Below are 20,473 nucleotides of genomic sequence, written 5' to 3' on the forward strand. Positions count from 1 at the left end.
GATATGGTCTCTCACATATTAACTCAATCTTATTTGACCATCATCGTCTACGATTTTGCCAGATTTCAGCAACATATCCAAAGCATTATCTAAAGCTTCAGTATCAGATCTTCCTAACCGCTTCTTTCCATATTGCCCAATCATAAAGCGATATAAACCATCCTTTGCCACACTAACATTTTTGCTAATAATCTCAAGCATTCCTTCGCCAATCTCTTCAGGTGCAATTTGCTTAAAATCGCGGAGAATATCACCAGGCAATCTGAAAGCAATATGGGCATCCTTTAAATACATAAAACCATTACGACGAATGATGCCAAAATCTTCACAGCCTCGCATTTTTATGTCAAAACTTTTTTGCACAGCTGAAGGAACTTTTTCACGCTGGAAATACCAAACAATTCTCTGCAAAAGAAGGTTTTCTGAAAGAGGAGCTTCAACTTCTAGAATATCCTTAACAATTTCTTTGAAACCTATGCTCTTATGCTTGTCAAAAATATCTTTACAATCTTTAGTACTGCTAGCCATCTTATATTTTTCAAAAGAAAAATGATTATTAACAACAGGTTGCGTAATATCATAAAGATTTTTTGCAGACTTTTCTTTTAAACTGCTCATATTTTCTTCGTATTTATTAGAAAAATCTGCATGCGTAACATGCTTACCATGAACGGAATCTCGAACGTGCATGTCATCAGAGCTGGGATTAGATGAAACCTTACCTTCATTAGATAGCTCCAAGTTACTATCATCAGAATTAAATTCATGAATATACTGAATTTTTACAGCATCATTAGCAACATGCAGAAGCTTCTCTTGCTCAACTAGTTTATTTCTAAACCACTCAGTCGACCAAATTCTATAGAATTTCCAACCCATATTTTCCAAAATAGTCTGTCGAAGCCTATCGCGATCACGAGCATTCTTGGACGAATGATATGTAGCACCATCACACTCAATCGCCAAAACATAGTCGGAACTATTGCGAATCTTTAATCCAAGATCAATCCTGAATCCAGAGCATCCTACCTGTGTGTCTACAGAGAACCCATGATTTCGTAAGAATTCACACACTTCAAATTCAAAGTCTGAATCAAACTGATCTATGTTTCCTACACTCTCATTGCGCTCTAAAGCGATCTCACCATTTTCAGCAAAATCAAGATACTCTCTCAGAAGTCTAACACCTTCTGATTTCGTGCGGCTTAGATCTATATCAGTAGCATGCATAGAAGAAGCAACTTGAATATTATATTTTGCTCTTGTAACAGCAACATTCAAGCGTCTTTCGCCACCTTCTTTATTTAAAGGTCCAAAATTAAGCGAAAGTATACCTTTAGAATCAGGACCATAGCCAATGCTGAATATAATAGTGTCACGCTCATCACCTTGAACAGTTTCAAGATTCTTTATGAAGAACGCATCCTCTTTGTTCTCATCAAAGAAAAACTCTTTTTCTGGAGTAGATTGACGCCTCCTAAACAACAATTTGTCAATAAGATTTTGCTGACTTTGACTAAATGCAACAACACCCAAACTTCTATTAGGATATTTATCAATGTTCTTATAAATCAAATCAACAACGTACTCAGCTTCTTTCCTATTGTTATGAGAAGAACGATCAAATTCTCCATTGGCATAGTAATAATCAATTCCTAGACCCTCAGAATCAGACTGAGCAGATGGAAAACTTATAAGCTTATTATCATAAAAATTCTTGTTAGAAAATGCAATAAGCTGCTCACAGCGACTACGATAATGCCAGATTAATCTGACCTGCGGCAAAACAACAGAAGCTAAGTCTAATATAGAATCAAAGCTTCTTATATCGTCATCATCTTCGTCATCATCTTCACTATTATTTATAACAGTGCTAAAGAAATTAGTAGGTGGCATTTGCTTAGAATCACCAACAATAATAGCTTGCTTGGCACGACTTATTGCGCAAATCGCATCCCAAGGAAACATCTGTGAAGCTTCGTCAAATATTACAATATCAAATTTCATAGAGTCATAGTCAAGATACGTGCTAACGCTCAGCGGTGACATCATAAAACATGGCTTAACTTTCTGAACAAGCTCTCCAGCTTCTTTAATAAGTTCGCGTATATTCTTTTTGCTTCTTGATTTCTTATTTTCGCGCAACAGTATACTTAAAGGACTTCCAGATGCAGCGTAATTAGACTCAGGGCATGCAGATGAAAGCTTCTCACGCAACTTTATTCGATTTATTTTAAACTGCTCAATGTCCTTCTCTGCAAATTCTTTTACTGCCCTATCTTGAGAAAGCCTACTAAATTGCGACAAAGAACTATTCTGCCTAATAAGTAAGTCAATCCATTGCAAATAGAACTGCTTCTTAAAAGTTCCAACAATACTGTCTTTATTAACATTATTCTCTATAATATCGTTAATAAACTTTAGCATTCCAAATTTCTTAATTTTATTAAGTAATTCTCTAAATCCACACCATTGGCGCAATTGATCAAATGATGAAAGACAATCCTCAAGTTTAGATTTAGCATCATCAAGCGAAATAGACTGAAAATCAACAATTCCCCTATCAAAATTATTGAAAATATAATCGAAATTTTGAACATTACTTTCATTTAGTATATTGAAAATTTGATTAGAATATTCAATGAACGTTTTACTCTCAGACAAGAAGCTTAAATACTTTTCTAACGGTTCAAATGAGTGTTCATTAGAAAGCATATTTGCAAGCGTATTCATTTGTTCGCTTACATAATCCCAGTTAGTTTCAATACCGTTATACGCTGAACCAAACATTGATTTAACAGAAGCTTCGATATAATAGTACTCACTAACTGCTTTCTGATAATTTGATAGAGTTTCCATTAAAAGAACTAACTCATCATATTTAATCTTTTTGCCTATTTTTTTGCATAGTCGTACATCAGAAACAATCTTTTTATAATCAGAGTTAAAAATTCTAGATATTGCACTATTAAGATGTTTCAAATCGTTGAGATTTTTTAAACCATCTAACTTATAAATGCCATCATTGTAATCAGACATCTTTTGCAACGAAACATGTATCTCATCACTTAGCGCCTTCAATTTTTGCAAAGAATCATAGGCAATATTAAAATTCTGCCTGTTTAAAAGAGCAGGAGTAATCAATAACGATTCACCAATGAATTTAAAGAAATAACCCCAAAAAACAGAATCCTTAAAGCTTTTACAGCTAATGTTATATCTTTCAGACATAACACCTGTTACAGTAATCAATTCTCGCAGTGCGTCAACTAAAGAAGAAATACTACTTTTTATTCGCATCTCTTCTTGCAAAGAAATGTTCTGATTTATATATCCGTACCAAGGGTTATCACGGTAGTCATACCCTATAGTAGGAAGATAATCCACATATTCTGTTAAAAGATTAGTAGCAGTATCTAGATAATCTGTTCCTAATTTAGATATATCTTGAACCTCACATATAATATCAGCATTTTCATCAAATTTTGCAAGACGCTCATATAAATCATATAAACTCTTATTAATTACAGGATTTATTTTGTGGAGATTGTAATCATAAGAATCCAATTTCTCTTTTGCTTTTACTTTAACATTTATTTCCTCATCAACTTTTAGTTGATTAATTTCATTCTTTTGAATATCGAAGTTATTACATATATCTTTAATAACATCTTTCTTATTGGCTTTATTTGAATGAAGTTGAAGGCAGAAGTCAGCAATACCTGTCTGCTGCATTTTGTTATATACAACTTTTAGCGCAGCAAGTTTTTCTGAAACGAATAATACTTTTTTGCCATCATTAAGACATTCAGCAATGATATTTGTTATTGTTTGACTTTTACCAGTTCCTGGAGGGCCTTGCAAAACAAAGCTTTTACCAGATTTAGCCATTTCTATAGCATCAATTTGGCTAGAATCAGCGTCAACAACATTGCATAAATCAATTATTGAATCCTTACCAGCCTCAGACTCATCTATATCTTCATCAGATTCATCATAAGAATCTGCAGAACCACCTAAAAGCTTATTGACAATTAAATTATTAAGAATCTTATCTTTATTATTCTTAAGATCCATATACATATTTATTTTTGCGAAAGAAAAAAGTCCGATCTTACATTCTTTACTTATTTCCCAACCTAATTTAGAAACTAAATCTTGAACACTTTCAAAATATTCTTCTAGAGTTGTTCCATTTTTATATTCCGGAAGAGTTATGCCATACTCGTTATTGACTTTGAGCGAAAATGTTTCATTTATGAGAATTTCATCATCAAGTACAGATATTATGTACGGATCAGTAAGAGATTTATTTGTTATCTGTATAGGAATTAAAAGTATAGGAGCATAACGGACAGTATCAGCGTAATTAGTATCTTTCCAATGAATAAATCCAAATGCTATATACGCAACATTTATACCGGTTTCTTTCATAATTTCATTGGAAGTTTTCATAATATTTCTTGCAGCAGCTACAGGCTTACCGTAAGTGCTATACGCAAGAACTTGTGAGGAACTTATTTCATTAGAGAATCTATTAAGAAAATCGTTTTTGTTATAAATACGTTTATTTTCTCTACTATCTGAATTTGTATCTGACACAAAAGAATCGTCATAATCATTATTCTCATCGTCAAGAATCTGCGCTGGATCAAATATTGTAAAAGGATTTGGATTATCTGAAGAAAATTCTTGGAAAATCTCTTCGGCACTTGGTTTCAATATTTCTAAAGTAGATAATTTACGATCTTTAAAACTTACAAGATTATTTCGCTTGCCAGTATCCAATAATTGTTCTGCCCACTTATCTATACGCTTAGATAACTCAATTAATTGTTTGGCTTCCATCTGCTCTTTACCTCACAAGCAACGTTGGTAACAACTCAATTGGAATAATTTTAACTCTAAATACTTTCTTTTTATCTACAAAAGCAGAGTTTTAAAAAAAAATAATCTATAAATAATTTTGAAGGACAGCAGCAAAGACTACTGTCCTTCAAAAAATTAATATTCAAATATTCTTAGAGCAAATCTATTGTCTACCCCAACGAGGTCTATCGCCATCACGGCTTCTACATACCATTGGAGTTCCCTTAGTTGTTATACCAGTAGCTCCTTCTTCTGAACAGAAAGATCCAGGATGTACATAATTTTGAGATGCCGAAGGTTGATCATCCTGAGACTGCTGAGGAACGTTATTATTTACAGGCTGCTTATGCTTGACAACCGGAGGACGTTTTTGTTGAGCTGCATTACGAGCTTCCTCATCTTCCTTATTTTTTGCCTCGATGCTTTCATTAACAGCTTTTACAGCATCAGGAATTGCATCAATATCACCATTGTCTATTGCTGCATTAAGGTCATCAATCACTTTAGGATCTTTAACTTTACCTACTGCATCATCCGCAATTTTTTTCGCTTCACTAAAAACATGTTTTCTATATGAATCCTGAACATCATTAGAAGCCTGTTCTAGTTCTTTTATTTTATCTTTGTACACTTTTAGCTGATCATTAAGTTCTTTATTTGATTTCTTAATGTCATCTTTATTATCTGCTAAGCATGAAATAGTAGGGAAATCTACATTCTTAGCTTCATCCAATACAGAATTTAAGTTATCCAATACTGACGAATCTTCTACATCATCAGAAGAAATTTGACCAGTTTTATTTTTTGCATCATTTAATGCATCTTCTAGAGCCTTACTCGCAGCATTCACTTTAACTTTCAAATTCTCGCAAGTTTTCTGTAATGATTTAAATTCTGCATTTGAATCCGCACATCCACTAAAACAAACCATAGAAAAAGAAATTAGTACTATGAATGCAAGTGAGCTTAAGCGACGAAACTTTCTATATTTAGAATGAAGAACATTACTGCACTTCCCTAGTGCACAATTATTATCACGAATCATTATAAATCCTAATAAATATCAATGTATTATATGGATTTGCGCTAACAAACCACAGTGGAATTTTAACACAACCCAAGCATAGACTACCCAAAAACTCAAAAAGCAAAAAGCGCCACACAGCTAAAAACTGTGCAGCGCTTTGTTTGTGCCTCCGGTGGGACTCGGACCCACAAGCCCGTAAGGGCGTCAGATTTTAAGTCTGATGCGTATGCCAATTCCGCCACAGAGGCAGCAATCACTTATTATGCCATATATCTAAGCAAAGAACAAGCTCAGCGTGTGGCGAGTAACTTTCTTCCCAAATCAATCGTAATTCCGTCAAGCAAACCATGCTCACTTGCAACAAACGTATCCAAAACCCCACCGTGATCCTCATACGCAGCTTTTGCTAATCTCTCCAACACGCGACTCCAAATAACTGCTCCACCGCCAACAACATCCACACGCCCTGGGTGAATCGTCGCATACGTGCGCCTGCAGTCCTTAGGCATACGCAAAAATCGATTATTAACAGCGTAGGCCTGCTCTAACCCAATACGCACACCATCGACAGCAGTATGATCATAATGCTGCAATCCCATAGTCAAAGCAGCCATAGTTGTCACAGTTCCAGAAACGCCAATAATAGTACGAGCTCGCCCTGCAGGGACAACTTTGAAAGCGTCATCAATATGCTTGTCAATATCTTCAATCGCAGCTTGAATTTCCTCTTCAGTAGGAGGATCAGTATGCAAATGCCTTTCCGTCATTCTAACGGAACCAACATTCATGGAGTACGCCGCAGAAACCTTGTGCGTTGGCAAGCAGTCCCCATCCCCTCCAAGCACTAACTCAGTAGAACCTCCACCTAAATCAACTACGAGATACGGTGGCTGCAACTCATCGCGAGACACAACGCTTGTTGCACCAAGGAAGCTAAGAGCTGCCTCTTCAGTACCACTAATAACTTCAGGACGAACACCAAGCTCATCAATCATCATTTGTTCAAAAATCTCACGATTTTCAGCATCTCGTGTAGCTGAAGTTGCCACAAAACGAATCGCATCAACTGGATGTTCTTTCAAAACTTGCGCAAATTCGTGCGCAGCCTCCCTCACTCGTTCCAAAGCGTCATCTGCGAAACGATGAGTTTCGTCAATTCCCTGACCTAGTCTAACGACGCGAAGCATACGAGGCACAATATCTTTCATTCCATGCTCAGAAACTTGCGCAATTTTTAGTCGAATAGAATTCGTACCACAGTCAATTGCGGCAACCTGTACTGTTTTTTCTGCACAAGTAGTCGTGTCACTTTTCACAGCTTCGCCCTCTGCAGTTTTATCTTTTGCAATCGTTTCGTCTTCCACAACAACTTCCGTTTCAGTAGCATATGCATCATCGCTCCACGGAGTAGTACAGCGGCACACGCTAGGATCAAACTCATCTTTAATGCGCTCTAACACCATATCACCAATAGGATTTACACCTTTGCCCATTACCAATGTTTGCGCAAGCAAAGCATGCAAGCATTTAACACGAACTGGCATTCCACCAGCGCTCATCTGACTAATATGCTCTTCACTATCCCCCAAAGACACAGCTAATTCATGACGGAATTCCAAATAATACTTATGCGCACGCTCATATTGTTTCTTCAGATCTTCGTCCGATTGCAATAGCTCGTTATATTCTCGCATAATACCGTCTGCTTCTACGCGAGACACCGCTTTTACAGCTTCAGGACAGGTAAGGTAGCATGTAGTTGGGAATGGTGTGCCATCTTCTAAACATGGTCTAGTAATAACAGCAAGAGGTCTACCACAAACGCAACGCGCACCAACAGCTACCATTCCTCTAGGGAATCTTCCAAGTTGCTTTTCAACAATTGTACGCTCAGCATCACTTGCAGGTGTAGTAAATAAACGTTTCATAGCTTCTTCTGGAATATATTTCTTATTACTGTTCTGCATTTTATCTGAACTTTCTTGGCTGCTAGCCATGCGTTTCTACTCCTGTTAAAGCTGTTTTACAAATAAATAATCTTTTACTTTATCAGTTTATATGTTATAAGGATGGCACAGTATCTGGTTTGTCTGCTTTATGTATTGCATACATTAAGTCACTATACCAAGGCAAGACTGAATGAGTCTTAGTTTCGCTATTTTCTTGAGCAAATTCATTCGGAACTTTTCCAGTTACTGCTTCAGGATGCTCTACGCGAACAGCCTGCTCACCGGGAAAAATAAAACCGAGACGATCTCTAGCTTGAGCGGTAACGTATGCTTTGTCTTTCCATCGGTCAATATTATTATCCAACGTACGTTTTTGTTCACGTAAATCACTTTCTTCACGCTGAAGTGCATGAAGCTCAGATAAGCTTAACGCATAATTTCTAACTGTTGAAATGCACTCAATTGAACCAACAGTAACTACAAAAACCATAAATAAAAACACAAGTGGTCCTGAAAGTAGTCGACGCTGTTGCAATGGTGCTACATCTTCACCTAATGCTGTTTTACGACGCTTTTTCATAACCATACTCTCTAAATTACTTGATGTATTCGACGTGAAAACATCATACATTCCGCTAGTATCTTACGCGCTTTTAGATGCAAAATGCTGTTGTGCCACATTTACAGTCACGCTACATTTACAGTAACTCACATTTATTCGTTATTAAAATTAAAAAAACTGACGAACAAAACTGCAAAAAAATATTCAAATTTTTCTACTTAAACCAGTAATTTCTATTAATAACATCGATCATTTCAACTAATTGCTTTGTTTCTGCAATATCATGAGCACGTATTACACGTCCACCAGCCATAAACATCGCTGTTTCTGCAACTAAAGTGACAGGCAAACGATCTTCTTTATCTAAATTAAAAAGCTTCTTACCAAAGCCTTTTCTAGAAATCGCAACCAGTATTGGTCGACCAAAACGATGCAATTGATTAATATTGCGCATCATTGCATAATCTTGTTCACCATCAGCAACCTTTGCATAGCCAATTCCTTGATCAAGAATAATCCTATTTAAGTCAACTCCTCCATCAACAAGCATTTTTAAATTATCGCTAAAGAATTGACACATAACCTTTGTTAAATTGTCATATTCTGTATCTCTATTGCTATGCATTGTTACTAATCCAACGTTAGAATCTGCCATAAGCTTTACTTTTTCTGGAGAATCAAACGCACGAACATCATTTATAATATCTACGCCAGCTTCAATTGCAGCTTCCATTACAGGTAACTTGTAAGTGTCTACTGCTACAGCAATTTGAGGATAATTTTTGTGAATATACTTAATAGCAGGCATAACGCGACTTATTTCCTCTTCTGGAGTAATTTCTAAATAACCGCCAGGTTTTGTAGTTTGACCGCCTACTTCTATAACATCAGCACCAGCTTCAACTATTTCTTTAATATGGCTATTTACTTCGTCTTCACTTTGGTACTTGCCGCCATCATAGAATGAGTCAGGAGTAATATTCAAAATCGCGTAAACTATCGGCTTGTCAAGTGTATCAAAGCAGAATCGCCCTGCATTCCACACAATTGCTTTTTGCTTTAATAGCGAGCGCAAACTTGCAAGTAATTCTTGATCTTCGTACCATGCTTTTTCGCACTCTTGCATAAAAGGTTTAAGAGCAATAAGCGGCAAAATGAAGTCAATAGAAGACTCGGAAACTTTGATAGCTGTATCAAAATGATCGAGAAAATCAGCTACTTTGCTTAAATCGTTTTCGCTAATATTTTCCCACGTGCATAAAATTTTTTGATTTACACAAAGATCCTGCAGCAACGCTATATCTGCAATACTTTTAGAAGACGCATTCTCCAAATCGCTTTCAATAATTCGCATTTGTATTCTTTCTTTCTAAAACCTCATATTTAAAACTAAATTTATATTCCAAACTAATTAAAAACTTCGCTACTTTCAATAATATTAATCCAATTAGTGTCGCTAGTTTCATTAAGCTTATCTTGGATGAGCTCATGATAATTAGCATCGTCTGCGCTTATTTCAAGCAAAGGAACTAATACGAATCTGCGATTATCTCTTTCTTTGTGCGGAATCGTAAGATTTTCACTTTTTATAGTTTGACCACCAAAATCAATAATATCTAAATCGATTGTTCGAGGACCCCAACGAACTATGCGCTTTCTGTGAAGACGCTGTTCAATATCATGAATAAAATCAAGCAATTCAAAAGCTGTTAAATCAGTGTCCAAGCGTAAAGCAATGTTATAAAAACTGTCTTGCACTACGTCACCAACTGGTTCAGTTTCATACACTGAAGAAACGATAATATTGCTTATATGCGAATTTTGCTTCAATAGCGAAACAGCTTGACGCAAATTAAGTAATCTATCACCTATATTACTTCCAACACTTATGTATGCACTAGAAATCATATTTCCCCCAAAAAAAATAATTCAATTTATAGTTAAAAGTATATATCATGAACAGTTAGGACTAGCCAACTTTATAAATTCAAATAATAAATAAGCTAATATCAAAAATTTTTATAACAAAAATGTCGCTGTAAATTCAATACTCTTGAAGAGCAATCAAACCTACAACGACATTTTTCAATACGCTTTTATCTAAAATCTGTAAAATATTTTAGATTCAAAAGTAGTATTTTTTAGTTATTTTATTTTTGACTTATCTATTTTGCTTGAGCTTTACTCAAAATTGTATCTGCAGAATGTTGCAATTTTTGCAACTCTTCTTGAGTCAAATCAAGCTGGCATTGCTTAACAATTCCTTCTCTACCAACAATTGCTGGGTAAGAAAGATAAGAATGGTATTCTTCGCGATAGTTTGAAACAGGCATTTGCTCTTTAGAATCCGAAAGAACTGCATCCACTAAACGAACTGCAGCAGCAGCAATACCGTAGTTTGTGTACTTCTTTCCGTAGAACACAGTAAAACCGCCTTCGCGAGTTTCCTCATCAATAACGTCTAAATCCATGTTCTTTTCTTTAATAAGCTCTGTTATAGGCTGCTCAAAGACCTTAACAGTAGACCACGCAACGAATTGCGAATCACCGTGCTCTCCTAAGCTATATCCCTTAACAGCCTTTGGATGCACGCCAAAGAACTTGCCTACTGCACGATGCAAGCGCGCAGAATCAAGCAAAGTGCCAGTTCCAATAATCTTTTCGTAAGGAAGACCAGTAGCTTCCTTGTAAAGCTGGCAAATAGCGTCGCAAGGATTTGTTATGTCGATTAAAACACCGTGGAATCCAGAAGCCTTAATCTTTGCACCAACTTCTGCAACTTCCTTACGATTATACTTAAGCTCTGCAAAACGATCTGGATGAGGAACGTCTAAAAGCTTTATATGACCCAAGGCGCTTACGATTACCTCTACGTCTTTTAATGCTTCATAATCATTAACCGTAATATTAACGTTAAAAGGCACATTATCCATTGAATCTTCAAAATCCAATGCGTCGGCATTCACCTTTGCCTCATTAGTATCATAAAGATACAAATCATCAGCGTGACCGCCAACAACAAGTTGATGCGCTACTGCTGCACCAACGTTTCCCATGCCTATAACTGCTACTTTTCTCATATGAAACATCTCCTTCCGTTTTTAGTTTTCCATAAAAAATAGCACTATTTTGATGAGAATAAAAGTAATGTTAGAAAAATTTATATATTTTTTCAAAAAATCGCTAAAATATACGAAAAACGGTCAGCCGTAAACACGACTGACCGTTAAAACTCAAAGACTCAAGAAGCCACTAAGTTACTTAAAACTAAAAGTTACTTCATATACTTCTTGCAAGCCTTGAATGCGCTGTAACCAGCATACTGAGCGGTAGAACCAAGCTCTTCCTCAATCTCAAGCAAGCGGTTGTACTTAGCAATACGCTCGCCACGAGCAGGAGCACCAGTCTTGATTTGGCCAGTGTTCTTAGCAACAGCAAGATCAGAAATGGTGGTATCTGGAGTCTCGCCAGAACGATGGGAAACCATAGAAGTGAAGCCGTTCTTAGTTGCAAGCTCAATAGCGTCGAGGGTTTCGGTGACGGAACCAATCTGGTTCAACTTCACGAGCAAGGAGTTAGCTGCACCAAGCTCAATACCCTTAGCCAAACGCTTTGGATTGGTGACAAGCAAGTCATCGCCAACGAACTGCAAACGATCACCAAGACGCTTGGTGATTTCTGCCCAATCATCCCATCCTTCTTCCTGGAATGGATCTTCAATGGAAACGATTGGATACTCGTTGATGAGCTTCTCGTAGTAATCAAGCATGTAAGCAGATTCGCGCTCTTCGCCATCGAAACGATACTTACCAGTTTCCTTGTTGTAGAACTCAGAGGAAGCAACGTCAAGAGAAATACCAATCTGCTTGCCTGGCTCGTAGCCAGCGGCTGCGATTGCATCCATGATGTACTTCAAGGAATCCTCATTGGACTTCATCTTTGGAGCGAAGCCACCTTCGTCGCCAAGACCAGTAGCCAAGCCTTCCTTCTTCAAAACATTCTTCAAGGTGTGATAAACCTCAACACCAGCGCGCAAAGCATCGCTGTAGGTTGCGAAACCGTATGGAGAAATCATGTATTCCTGAATATCGGTTGCAAAATCAGCGTGAGCACCACCGTTCATGATGTTCATGTTTGGAACTGGAAGAATGTGACCATTGGTGCCGCCAATGTAGCGGTACAACGGAAGCTGAGCAGACTCAGCAGCGGCGTAGAGAGCAGCGAGGGAAACGCCGAGAATTGCGTTAGCACCAAGCTTGCCCTTGTTTGGCGTGCCATCAAGCTCGATCATCGTCTCATCAAGAGCGCGCTGATCGGTGGCATCCATGCCAATAACCTTAGGAGCGATTACTTCGTTGACAGCCTTAACAGCTTCCAACGTGCCCTTGCCCTGATAACGGGACTTGTCGCCATCGCGACGCTCCCAAGCTTCTGCTTCACCAGTAGAAGCACCAGAAGGCACTAAACCAATACCCTGAGCGCCATCTTCGGTCTCCAAATAAACCTGAACAGTAGGATTTCCACGAGAATCCAAAATTTCGCGTGCATATACGCTTTCAATAGCTGCCACAACTACTCCTTTATACCTATGGGTTGTGATGACTCTTTTAAGACTAGTGCGTTTTATGGACGTTATATTGAGTACCAGCGTATTTATGCCGTGAACGTTCACAATATTTTGATTCAACTCGAGTCATATGAGCCAATTGTATATTTTTAAGCAATATTGTTTATAAATATCGATTTAAAATATACTTGTCCATACCCTTAAGTGATAATGACCTCAGACACGGGGTGCGCAACTACATCGTGCCAAACAACAATACATATAGTGTTGCGCTGAGAATACACTCGTTGAACCTGATATAGCTAAAACTATCGAAGGGATTGTCGCATGACTTACAGTTCGCCTAATAAAGCGAAGAACATATTGAAGATTGCATTTAAAGCGGTATCTTCATGTAAAGTGTGGATTTCAACTATCCTCATTTTGGTTTTGTGGTTTTTCACAACTCTTTCTCCAACCGAAGACCGTTCTTTGCCATCCCCATATGAAGTAATACAAGCTTTTATTGATTTAAACAACGAAGACATATTATTAAAATCCTTAGGAATAAGTATTTTACGAGTTCTTTTAGGACTTTTGTTAGGAATTATTTTTGCTGTTCCAGCAGGAATACTTGCAGGAGGCAGTAAGCTTGGCAATATTGTAGTTGATAAACCAAGCCACATGTTGAGGTCAATCCCATTCCCGGCTTTAGCTCCAATATTAATAATTTTCCTCGGAATAGATGAAACGATGAAAATAGCACTTATAGCTGTCGGTGTTTTTGGACCTATGTACGTTAATATTCGCGACGGAGTTCGTAATATTGATTCAAAACTTCTTGAATTAGCGCAGGTTTATCACGTTAAAAAATCTACTATTTTTATATCTATTTTGCTTCGCGGCACACTTCCAAGTTTTATGACAGGTTTGCGATTTGCAATATCTGTAGCATGGGTTGCATTAGTGACTTGCGAAACAGTTAATTCTTCTATTGGAATTGGATACATTCTTTCAAGAGCACAAGAATTCTTTAGACCAGATCAAATGATGGCATGCGTTATTATGTACGCAATTGCAGGTCTTGGATCTGAGCTTACTGCAAACATATTAGAGTATCTTCTTATACCTGAACGCAGATTAAATAAAAAATCACGCCAATAATCTAGTAATATCAACATTTTTCTAAAGTTAACTACTTTTTAAAATGCATTAAATTGCTTTTTAAGAATTAGTCAATATTTAGATTCAACAACCAAATAACAACAACCAAACAAACAACAGATAAACAAAACAACAAACAAAACAACAAACAAAAGGAGCTGTATATCATGGCCAATTTAAAAATGCGATTTTCTAAAAAGAGCATTATTGCATTAATCTGCGCTGCTTGTGCAACTGTATCTCTTGCAGCTTGCGGAAGCTCACAAAAATCATCAAACGCTTCTTCAAAAGAAGATGCTGGAACTATGAGAGTTGCTTATCTTTCTACAGCAAATTATCTAACTACTTTGAAAAATGAGAAATTCCTTCAAGAAGAATTTGGAAAATCTAAAGTAACTTACACTGGTCCTTACACTCCAGTTGACGGTCTTACTGCTGTGATGAGCGGAAATGCAGATGCTACAACTACTGGAACTGGACGCTTCATTGATTTGATTGCTGAAGGACAGCCATGGGTAGCTTTTGCGCTCGAATATTACAATGGTGATTCTCAAGGAATCGTTGCATCCGCAAAAAGCGGAGTGAAAACACTAAAAGACTTATATGGTAAGAAAGTTGCTATTATTCACAACGGTGACACTGGCGATTACATGCTTCACCGCGCATTTGATAAAAGCGGTTTAGACGTTTCTAAAGTTAACAAAGTTGAGATGAGCCCTAAGAACTTCCAGGCAGCATTTACTTCTGGACAGATTGACGCAATTTCCTCATTCGATCAGAATCTTGCTGCAGCAATGACAACTCCAGGCGCAAAATTGCTTGTAAATGCTAAAAAGTACGGCAATATGAACGTTACTATTCACATTGTTTCTAAGAGCTTTGCCAAAAAGCATCCAGATCTTGTTAAGAAGATGTACAAGGCTCTTGTTCGCGAAGCAGAAAAGTCTCATAAAGAAAACAATGTTATTGGAAACGCATACAAGCAGCTCGGAGCAAGCGAAACTATTATTAAGCAAATTGAAAAGTTTGACAATCCAACTATTCGTCCAATCGATGAAAAAGGTTTGAAAATGATGGAAACTCAGGCTAAAGAATACGTGAAATATGGTTTAATTAAGCAAGCTCCAAAGAATTTGAAAGATTCTGTAATGGATTGCACAAAGTAAATTAATTCATTTATCATTTATCCATAAAACACATATTCATAAAAAACAAAATTAAATATCAAAATAAAATAATAAATAACTGATTAATCAAAATTAAAACAAAGTTATATAACAAGATTATATAAACATGATTTAGAGCAACGCAGTAGGAGTAAATATGAACACTCAAATAGAAGAAAACTATGAGACTAAAGATAACTCTTACTGCGTTACTCTAGAACATATTGGCGTGACTTTTAAAAATAACGCTAAAATATTACGAGATATAAATCTAAATATTAAAAAAGGCGAATTCGTATCTCTAATAGGACGCTCAGGATGCGGAAAAACCACTCTTCTTAAAGTTATTTCAGGATTAATCAAACCTGATTCTGGAACAATAAACGTCACACAACATCAAGCAATAGGTTTCCAAGATGCAAGATTAATACCATGGCTAACAGTAAGTAAGAACGTAGTTTTCGGCATGCAAGGAAACAAATCAGAACTAAAATCTATTGCAGAAAAAGCTCTTAACGATATGCAACTTAATAATTATGGTTCGAAATGGCCATCAGAACTTTCAGGTGGTCAAGCCCAACGAGTCTCATTAGCTAGAGCTTTAGTTCATAATCCTGAATTACTACTTTTAGACGAGCCTTTCGGAGCATTAGACGCTTTAACTCGTTTAGACATGCAAGATTTGCTTGATAATCTAAGGCAAAAACATGGCTGGACCACGATAATGGTCACGCACGATATTTCCGAAGCAGTAAGACTTTCTGACAGAATTCTTATGATTAAAGACGGAATCATCGAGAAAAACTGGAATATTGATCGAAGCCAACTTGATGCACAAAAGCGTCCAAATAATCACGTTGAAATAGAAGATGAACTACGCATGGCATTGCAATAAATATTTTTAACACTTATATTGCAACAGATATTACAAATCACCACGCTAAGTCTTCAAGTAATTGCTTAGACCACTTAAGAATATCTGATTCACTCATTGAACCAGCACCGAGTGAAGATTCAAAAGGAGCTGGAACAATAAGCATATGAGTAAGAGGACGATACTGCAATCCTTTATAAATACGCTTCAAACGCATCATCACAGACTCTTTTGGATCGATGCCAACAACTCGCACTGATTTTCCTTGAGAGCTGATTTGCGTAATACCAATCTCGCGTGCTTTAAAACGCAAACGAGCAACATCACACAAAGACTCAAACTCTTCAGGTGGATTACCAAAGCGATCAAGAAGCTCATCGTGAAGTTCTTGCAAATCACTATTATCCTTAGCAGCAGCAAGCTTCCTGTACGCTTCCAAACGAAGCTTGTCAGAGGCAATATAATCAACTGGAAGAGAAGCTTCAACAGGAAGATCAATAGTTACGCAAACAGGCTCAACTCTTTCAGGTTCCTTATATTTTTCAACAGCTTCAGAAACCATACGAACATACAAATCAAATCCAACACCCTCAATGTGTCCACTTTGCTCATCTCCAAGCAAATTTCCAGTTCCGCGCAATTCCAAATCTTTCATCGCAACATCAAAACCAGAACCAAGCGCAGTATGCTGAGCAATTGTTGAGAGCCTATCGTGAGATTGTTGTGTCATAGGCTTAGACGGATCATACAAAAAGTAAGCGTAAGCACGCTCATGACCTCTACCTACTCGACCACGAAGCTGATGCAACTGGCTTAAACCGAATCTATCTGCGTGATCGACAATAAGTGTATTCGCATTAGAAATATCAAGACCTGTTTCAATAATCGTTGTACAAACAAGCACATCAATATCTCTATGCCAAAAATCACGAATAACAGCATCGAGCTGCTTCTCACCCATTTTTCCATGAGCAATAGCAACACGAACATCTGGCACAAGCTCCTGAATCTTACTTGCAACAGAACTAATATCTTCAACGCGATTATGGACGTAAAAAACCTGACCCCCACGCAACAATTCACGCTTAATGCATGCAGCAACTTGAGAATTATCATACGCACCAACGTATGTAAGCACTGGAAGCCTATCTTCTGGAGGAGTTGCAAGAGTAGACATTTCACGAATACCAGTTACAGCCATTTCAAGAGTTCTAGGAATTGGCGTTGCCGAAAGACTTAATACGTCAACGTTTGTGCGCAAAGCTTTAAGCGTTTCCTTATGTTCCACACCAAAACGCTGCTCTTCGTCAATAATAACCAAACCTAAATCTTTGAACTTTATACTAGGATTCAAAAGCTTATGCGTTCCAATAACAACGTCAATGCTTCCATCTTGCAATCCAGCTAAAGTTTCTTCAATCTCTTTAGAAGTTTGGAATCTACTCATTGCAGCAACTTTTACAGGGAATCCTTCAAAACGATTTGTAAAAGTCTCGTAATGCTGTTGAACAAGCAAGGTCGTTGGAACTAAAACAACAACTTGCTTAGAATCTTGCACAGCTTTGAAAGCTGCACGTAACGCAATTTCAGTTTTACCAAAACCAACATCTCCACAAATTAAGCGATCCATTGGGATTGGGTTTTCCATATCTGCTTTTACTTCATCAATAGTTGTAAGCTGATCAGCAGTTTCTTGATAAGGAAATGCGTCTTCCAACTCTTTTTGCCAAGGAGTATCTTTACTAAATGCAAATCCGCGAGATTGCTGCCTTGCTGAATAAAGTTTAATAAGATTTTCAGCAATTTCATGAACATGCTTTTTAGCCTTTGCTTTAGTTTGAGCCCAGTCGGAACCTCCGAGCTTGTTAAGCTTTGGTATTTCTGCACCTATATATTTACTCACTAAATCAAGCTGATCAGTTGGAATAAAAAGCTTATCGTTAGGAGCGTTACGTTTGCTAGGAGCATATTCAATGACTAAATATTCGCGAGTTGCACTACCACCCGAAACAGCAATATTACGTTGTTTCATGCCAACAAAACGTCCAATACCATGCTGCTCGTGCACAACGAAATCACCAGGCTTTAGTTCCATTAAGTCGATTGCTTTGCGCCTGCGTTTTGGAGTTTTTAGTTGAGCTGATGCAGAAGATTTACCTGTCAGATCACGCTCTGTAAGAATCGCGATACGCGCAACATTATCAATGAAGCCATCCGAAATACTTGAGCGCACTGTAGTAAATTCATGTACAGCAGTCGCATATATAGCGCGCCTCAAGCGTGCAAGAGTACCAGAAGCCGCTGCAGTAATAGTTACAGCAAAACCATTGTCAACAAGAGAAGTGATGCCGCCAGAAACTTTCGATTCATCTCCTCGAAACTCTTGTGGCGCCGATGCTGGCAAAGCAATATTTCCATAAATTTGATTGTCAACACCAAAAGATGTTAATTTCCATACGTCATGATTAGACAATTCTAACGATAAAATCGTTTCATCAAAATCCAAGAAATTAGCTTGATCGAATGTTATTGGAGCTCCAGAACCGTGACCAGAAGCAGCAACATGCCAACTAGCTGCTAAGAATTCGTTAGCTGTAGCAGTTACGTCATCTGCAGCTCTACGGCATTTTTCGGGATCAGATAGAATAATAACAGATTCCTTTGGAAGCATATTTTGCACTGATTCCATGCGATCCACTAGTGCAGGCAACAAAGACTCCATACCTTCTACAGGTATAGAATTTGCGATTGATTCAAGCATATCGTCAGCATTTGGAATTGCTCCAATAAGAGAACGCGCGCGCTTGCAAATTTTTTCTGTAATCTGAAGCTCACGACAAGGCGTAGCCCAAATACTTGCAATATTATTGCCATAAGTGCGCTGATCAGAAGCATGAAATTGCTTTATAGTATCAATTTCATCACCAAAAAATTCAATTCTCACAGGATGTGTCATCGTTGGCGCAAAAACGTCAATAATTCCACCGCGAACAGCAAACTCTCCGCGTTCCATCACCAAATCAACACGAGTATATGCGTTTTCTACCAAACGTTTCACAGCATATTCAAGAGTTAATTCTTTTCCGCACTCAAATAACAGAGGATCTATATCACCAATGCCTTCAACTACAGGCTGAATAAGCGATCGCACAGGCATAACCAACACGCGAATCGGACCAAAAAGTGATGTGTTATTTTCAGGATGGCAAAGCCTACGAAACACTGCAATCCTGCTAGCAACAGTATCTGCTCTAGGCGAAAGCCTTTCATGAGGTAACGTTTCCCACGCTTCTAATTTAGCAACGTCTTGAGCATCACCATCGTACCAATCACGTACAGATGCAATAAAATCTTCAGCATCTCTACTCGATGGAACAATAACAACAACCGGCTTTTTTTTAGCTAATGCAGCAACAATAGCAGAACGAATGCCAATAGGAGAAGAAATTGTTAAATCTCCACTTATTGAATCTAAATCTTTACGATTTTTATTTGCACTTTCGCAACAATAATCAGATATCGCATCAAGATCATATTCAGATAAAGCTTTAAAAAGTGAATCCTTAGTTGATAAATCATTAAGAATATCTCTCAAGCTTATTACTGAAATATCATCAGTCTTATCATTCTTGTTGTTTTTGATATTAGACCTGCTATCAGCGGCCATTAAACTTCTCCTGCGTTGCTGCTAATCCATGGAAAATAATACTTTCTGCAGCATCAGCACCATCTGCTAAAAAGTTTGGAAGATCAGATTTTTGAGCTGCAGCAAAACCTCCAAGAACCCAATTGACAGTATTATCGTGCGCGTGAGCACCACGCTGCGCATGACCAACACCCATTCTCACTCGAGAATATTGAGGAGTGCCAAGAGAGCGATCGATAGAACGAATACCGTTATGTCCTCCAGCAGAACCTCCTGCTTTTACTTTAATGCGTCCAAAATCTAAATCCATATCATCGTGAATTATCACAATATGATCCGGTTCTATTTGATAATAGGAGCTTATAGAAGATACTGCAGCACCAGAATCATTCATAAAAGTCAACGGTTTAGCAAGGAAAAACTTTGCTACGCGACCATCAAGATTCATAACACCTTTGCCAAGTTTAGCTAAACCTTTGTGATCCGAAAGAGATACTGACCAACGTTGTGCCAAAACGTCTGCAACCATAAAACCCATGTTGTGTCTAGTACCCTCATATTTTGTACCAGGATTTCCCAAGCCAGCAATAAGCCAAAAATCCGATGCCATGGCAGACCACTCCCCATTCAAATATTTAGCAAAACAACAAAACGGGCGCATCGATTGTAG

The 20,473-nt window shown here is 37.6% G+C and carries 13 protein-coding genes, 1 tRNA gene and 1 riboswitch; of the genes, 3 read left to right on the plus strand and 11 right to left on the minus strand.

Annotated features, from left to right (window positions below):
- Positions 1 to 18: 18 nt before the first annotated feature.
- The 9 genes from HXT59_RS05350 to eno all read right to left on the minus strand — a co-directional run bounded on the left by HXT59_RS05350 (position 19) and on the right by eno (position 12,977).
- On the minus strand, positions 19 to 4,848 hold the full coding sequence (locus tag HXT59_RS05350) for a DUF4011 domain-containing protein (RefSeq protein WP_421784255.1): 4,830 nt from the start codon (positions 4,846 to 4,848) through the stop codon (positions 19 to 21).
- A gap of 184 nt (positions 4,849 to 5,032) precedes the next feature.
- Positions 5,033 to 5,731 carry a hypothetical protein gene (locus tag HXT59_RS05355; protein ID WP_421784256.1) on the minus strand — a complete coding sequence of 233 codons (699 nt, stop codon included), beginning with the start codon at positions 5,729 to 5,731 and terminating at the stop codon, positions 5,033 to 5,035.
- A gap of 329 nt (positions 5,732 to 6,060) precedes the next feature.
- Positions 6,061 to 6,144: transfer RNA gene (locus HXT59_RS05360), tRNA-Leu, on the minus strand.
- Positions 6,145 to 6,186: 42 nt separating this feature from the next.
- Positions 6,187 to 7,863, minus strand: coding sequence for a DUF501 domain-containing protein (locus HXT59_RS05365; RefSeq protein ID WP_421784338.1), 1,677 nt, complete (start codon positions 7,861 to 7,863; stop codon positions 6,187 to 6,189).
- 94 nt (positions 7,864 to 7,957) lie between these two features.
- Positions 7,958 to 8,431 carry an FtsB family cell division protein gene (locus HXT59_RS05370; RefSeq protein WP_012914095.1) on the minus strand — a complete coding sequence of 158 codons (474 nt, stop codon included), beginning with the start codon at positions 8,429 to 8,431 and terminating at the stop codon, positions 7,958 to 7,960.
- 190 nt (positions 8,432 to 8,621) lie between these two features.
- Positions 8,622 to 9,761: a dihydropteroate synthase gene (gene folP / locus HXT59_RS05375; RefSeq protein ID WP_248893295.1), complete on the minus strand. Its 1,140-nt coding sequence runs from the start codon at positions 9,759 to 9,761 to the stop codon at positions 8,622 to 8,624.
- Positions 9,762 to 9,814: 53 nt separating this feature from the next.
- Positions 9,815 to 10,315, minus strand: coding sequence for a 2-amino-4-hydroxy-6-hydroxymethyldihydropteridine diphosphokinase (folK, locus tag HXT59_RS05380; protein ID WP_421784257.1), 501 nt, complete (start codon positions 10,313 to 10,315; stop codon positions 9,815 to 9,817).
- A gap of 257 nt (positions 10,316 to 10,572) precedes the next feature.
- Complete coding sequence (locus tag HXT59_RS05385) at positions 10,573 to 11,487, minus strand: L-lactate dehydrogenase (RefSeq protein WP_248893293.1); 915 nt, start codon at positions 11,485 to 11,487, stop codon at positions 10,573 to 10,575.
- A gap of 194 nt (positions 11,488 to 11,681) precedes the next feature.
- Positions 11,682 to 12,977, minus strand: coding sequence for a phosphopyruvate hydratase (gene eno, locus HXT59_RS05390; RefSeq protein ID WP_004111411.1), 1,296 nt, complete (start codon positions 12,975 to 12,977; stop codon positions 11,682 to 11,684).
- 210 nt (positions 12,978 to 13,187) lie between these two features.
- Positions 13,188 to 13,312, plus strand: a riboswitch (TPP riboswitch).
- On the opposite strand from eno, the gene HXT59_RS05395 reads away from it, so the two are divergent.
- The 3 genes from HXT59_RS05395 (at position 13,302) to HXT59_RS05405 (ending at position 16,178) form a co-directional block, all read left to right on the plus strand.
- On the plus strand, positions 13,302 to 14,117 hold the full coding sequence (locus tag HXT59_RS05395) for an ABC transporter permease (protein ID WP_103013994.1): 816 nt from the start codon (positions 13,302 to 13,304) through the stop codon (positions 14,115 to 14,117). Its footprint overlaps the riboswitch before it by 11 nt.
- 167 nt (positions 14,118 to 14,284) lie before the next feature.
- Positions 14,285 to 15,283 (plus strand): ABC transporter substrate-binding protein, encoded by a 999-nt coding sequence (locus HXT59_RS05400; RefSeq protein WP_103013993.1) that lies wholly within the window; start codon positions 14,285 to 14,287, stop codon positions 15,281 to 15,283.
- Between the two features lie 157 nt (positions 15,284 to 15,440).
- Positions 15,441 to 16,178: an ABC transporter ATP-binding protein gene (locus HXT59_RS05405; RefSeq protein WP_012914090.1), complete on the plus strand. Its 738-nt coding sequence runs from the start codon at positions 15,441 to 15,443 to the stop codon at positions 16,176 to 16,178.
- Between the two features lie 37 nt (positions 16,179 to 16,215).
- Here the strand turns inward: HXT59_RS05405 and mfd are convergent, their stop codons facing one another.
- Both mfd and pth read right to left on the minus strand, forming a co-directional pair.
- Complete coding sequence (gene mfd / locus HXT59_RS05410) at positions 16,216 to 19,824, minus strand: transcription-repair coupling factor (RefSeq protein WP_116773758.1); 3,609 nt, start codon at positions 19,822 to 19,824, stop codon at positions 16,216 to 16,218.
- The gene (gene pth, locus HXT59_RS05415) at positions 19,814 to 20,413 is read right to left on the minus strand and encodes an aminoacyl-tRNA hydrolase (protein WP_004111397.1); all 600 of its coding nucleotides are present in this window, start codon (positions 20,411 to 20,413) and stop codon (positions 19,814 to 19,816) included. The genes mfd and pth overlap by 11 nt, the downstream gene beginning before the upstream one ends.
- Between the last annotated feature and the right edge of the window lie 60 nt (positions 20,414 to 20,473).

This window comes from Gardnerella sp. KA01001 (assembly GCF_049244025.1).
GTDB lineage: Bacteria > Actinomycetota > Actinomycetes > Actinomycetales > Bifidobacteriaceae > Bifidobacterium > Bifidobacterium swidsinskii.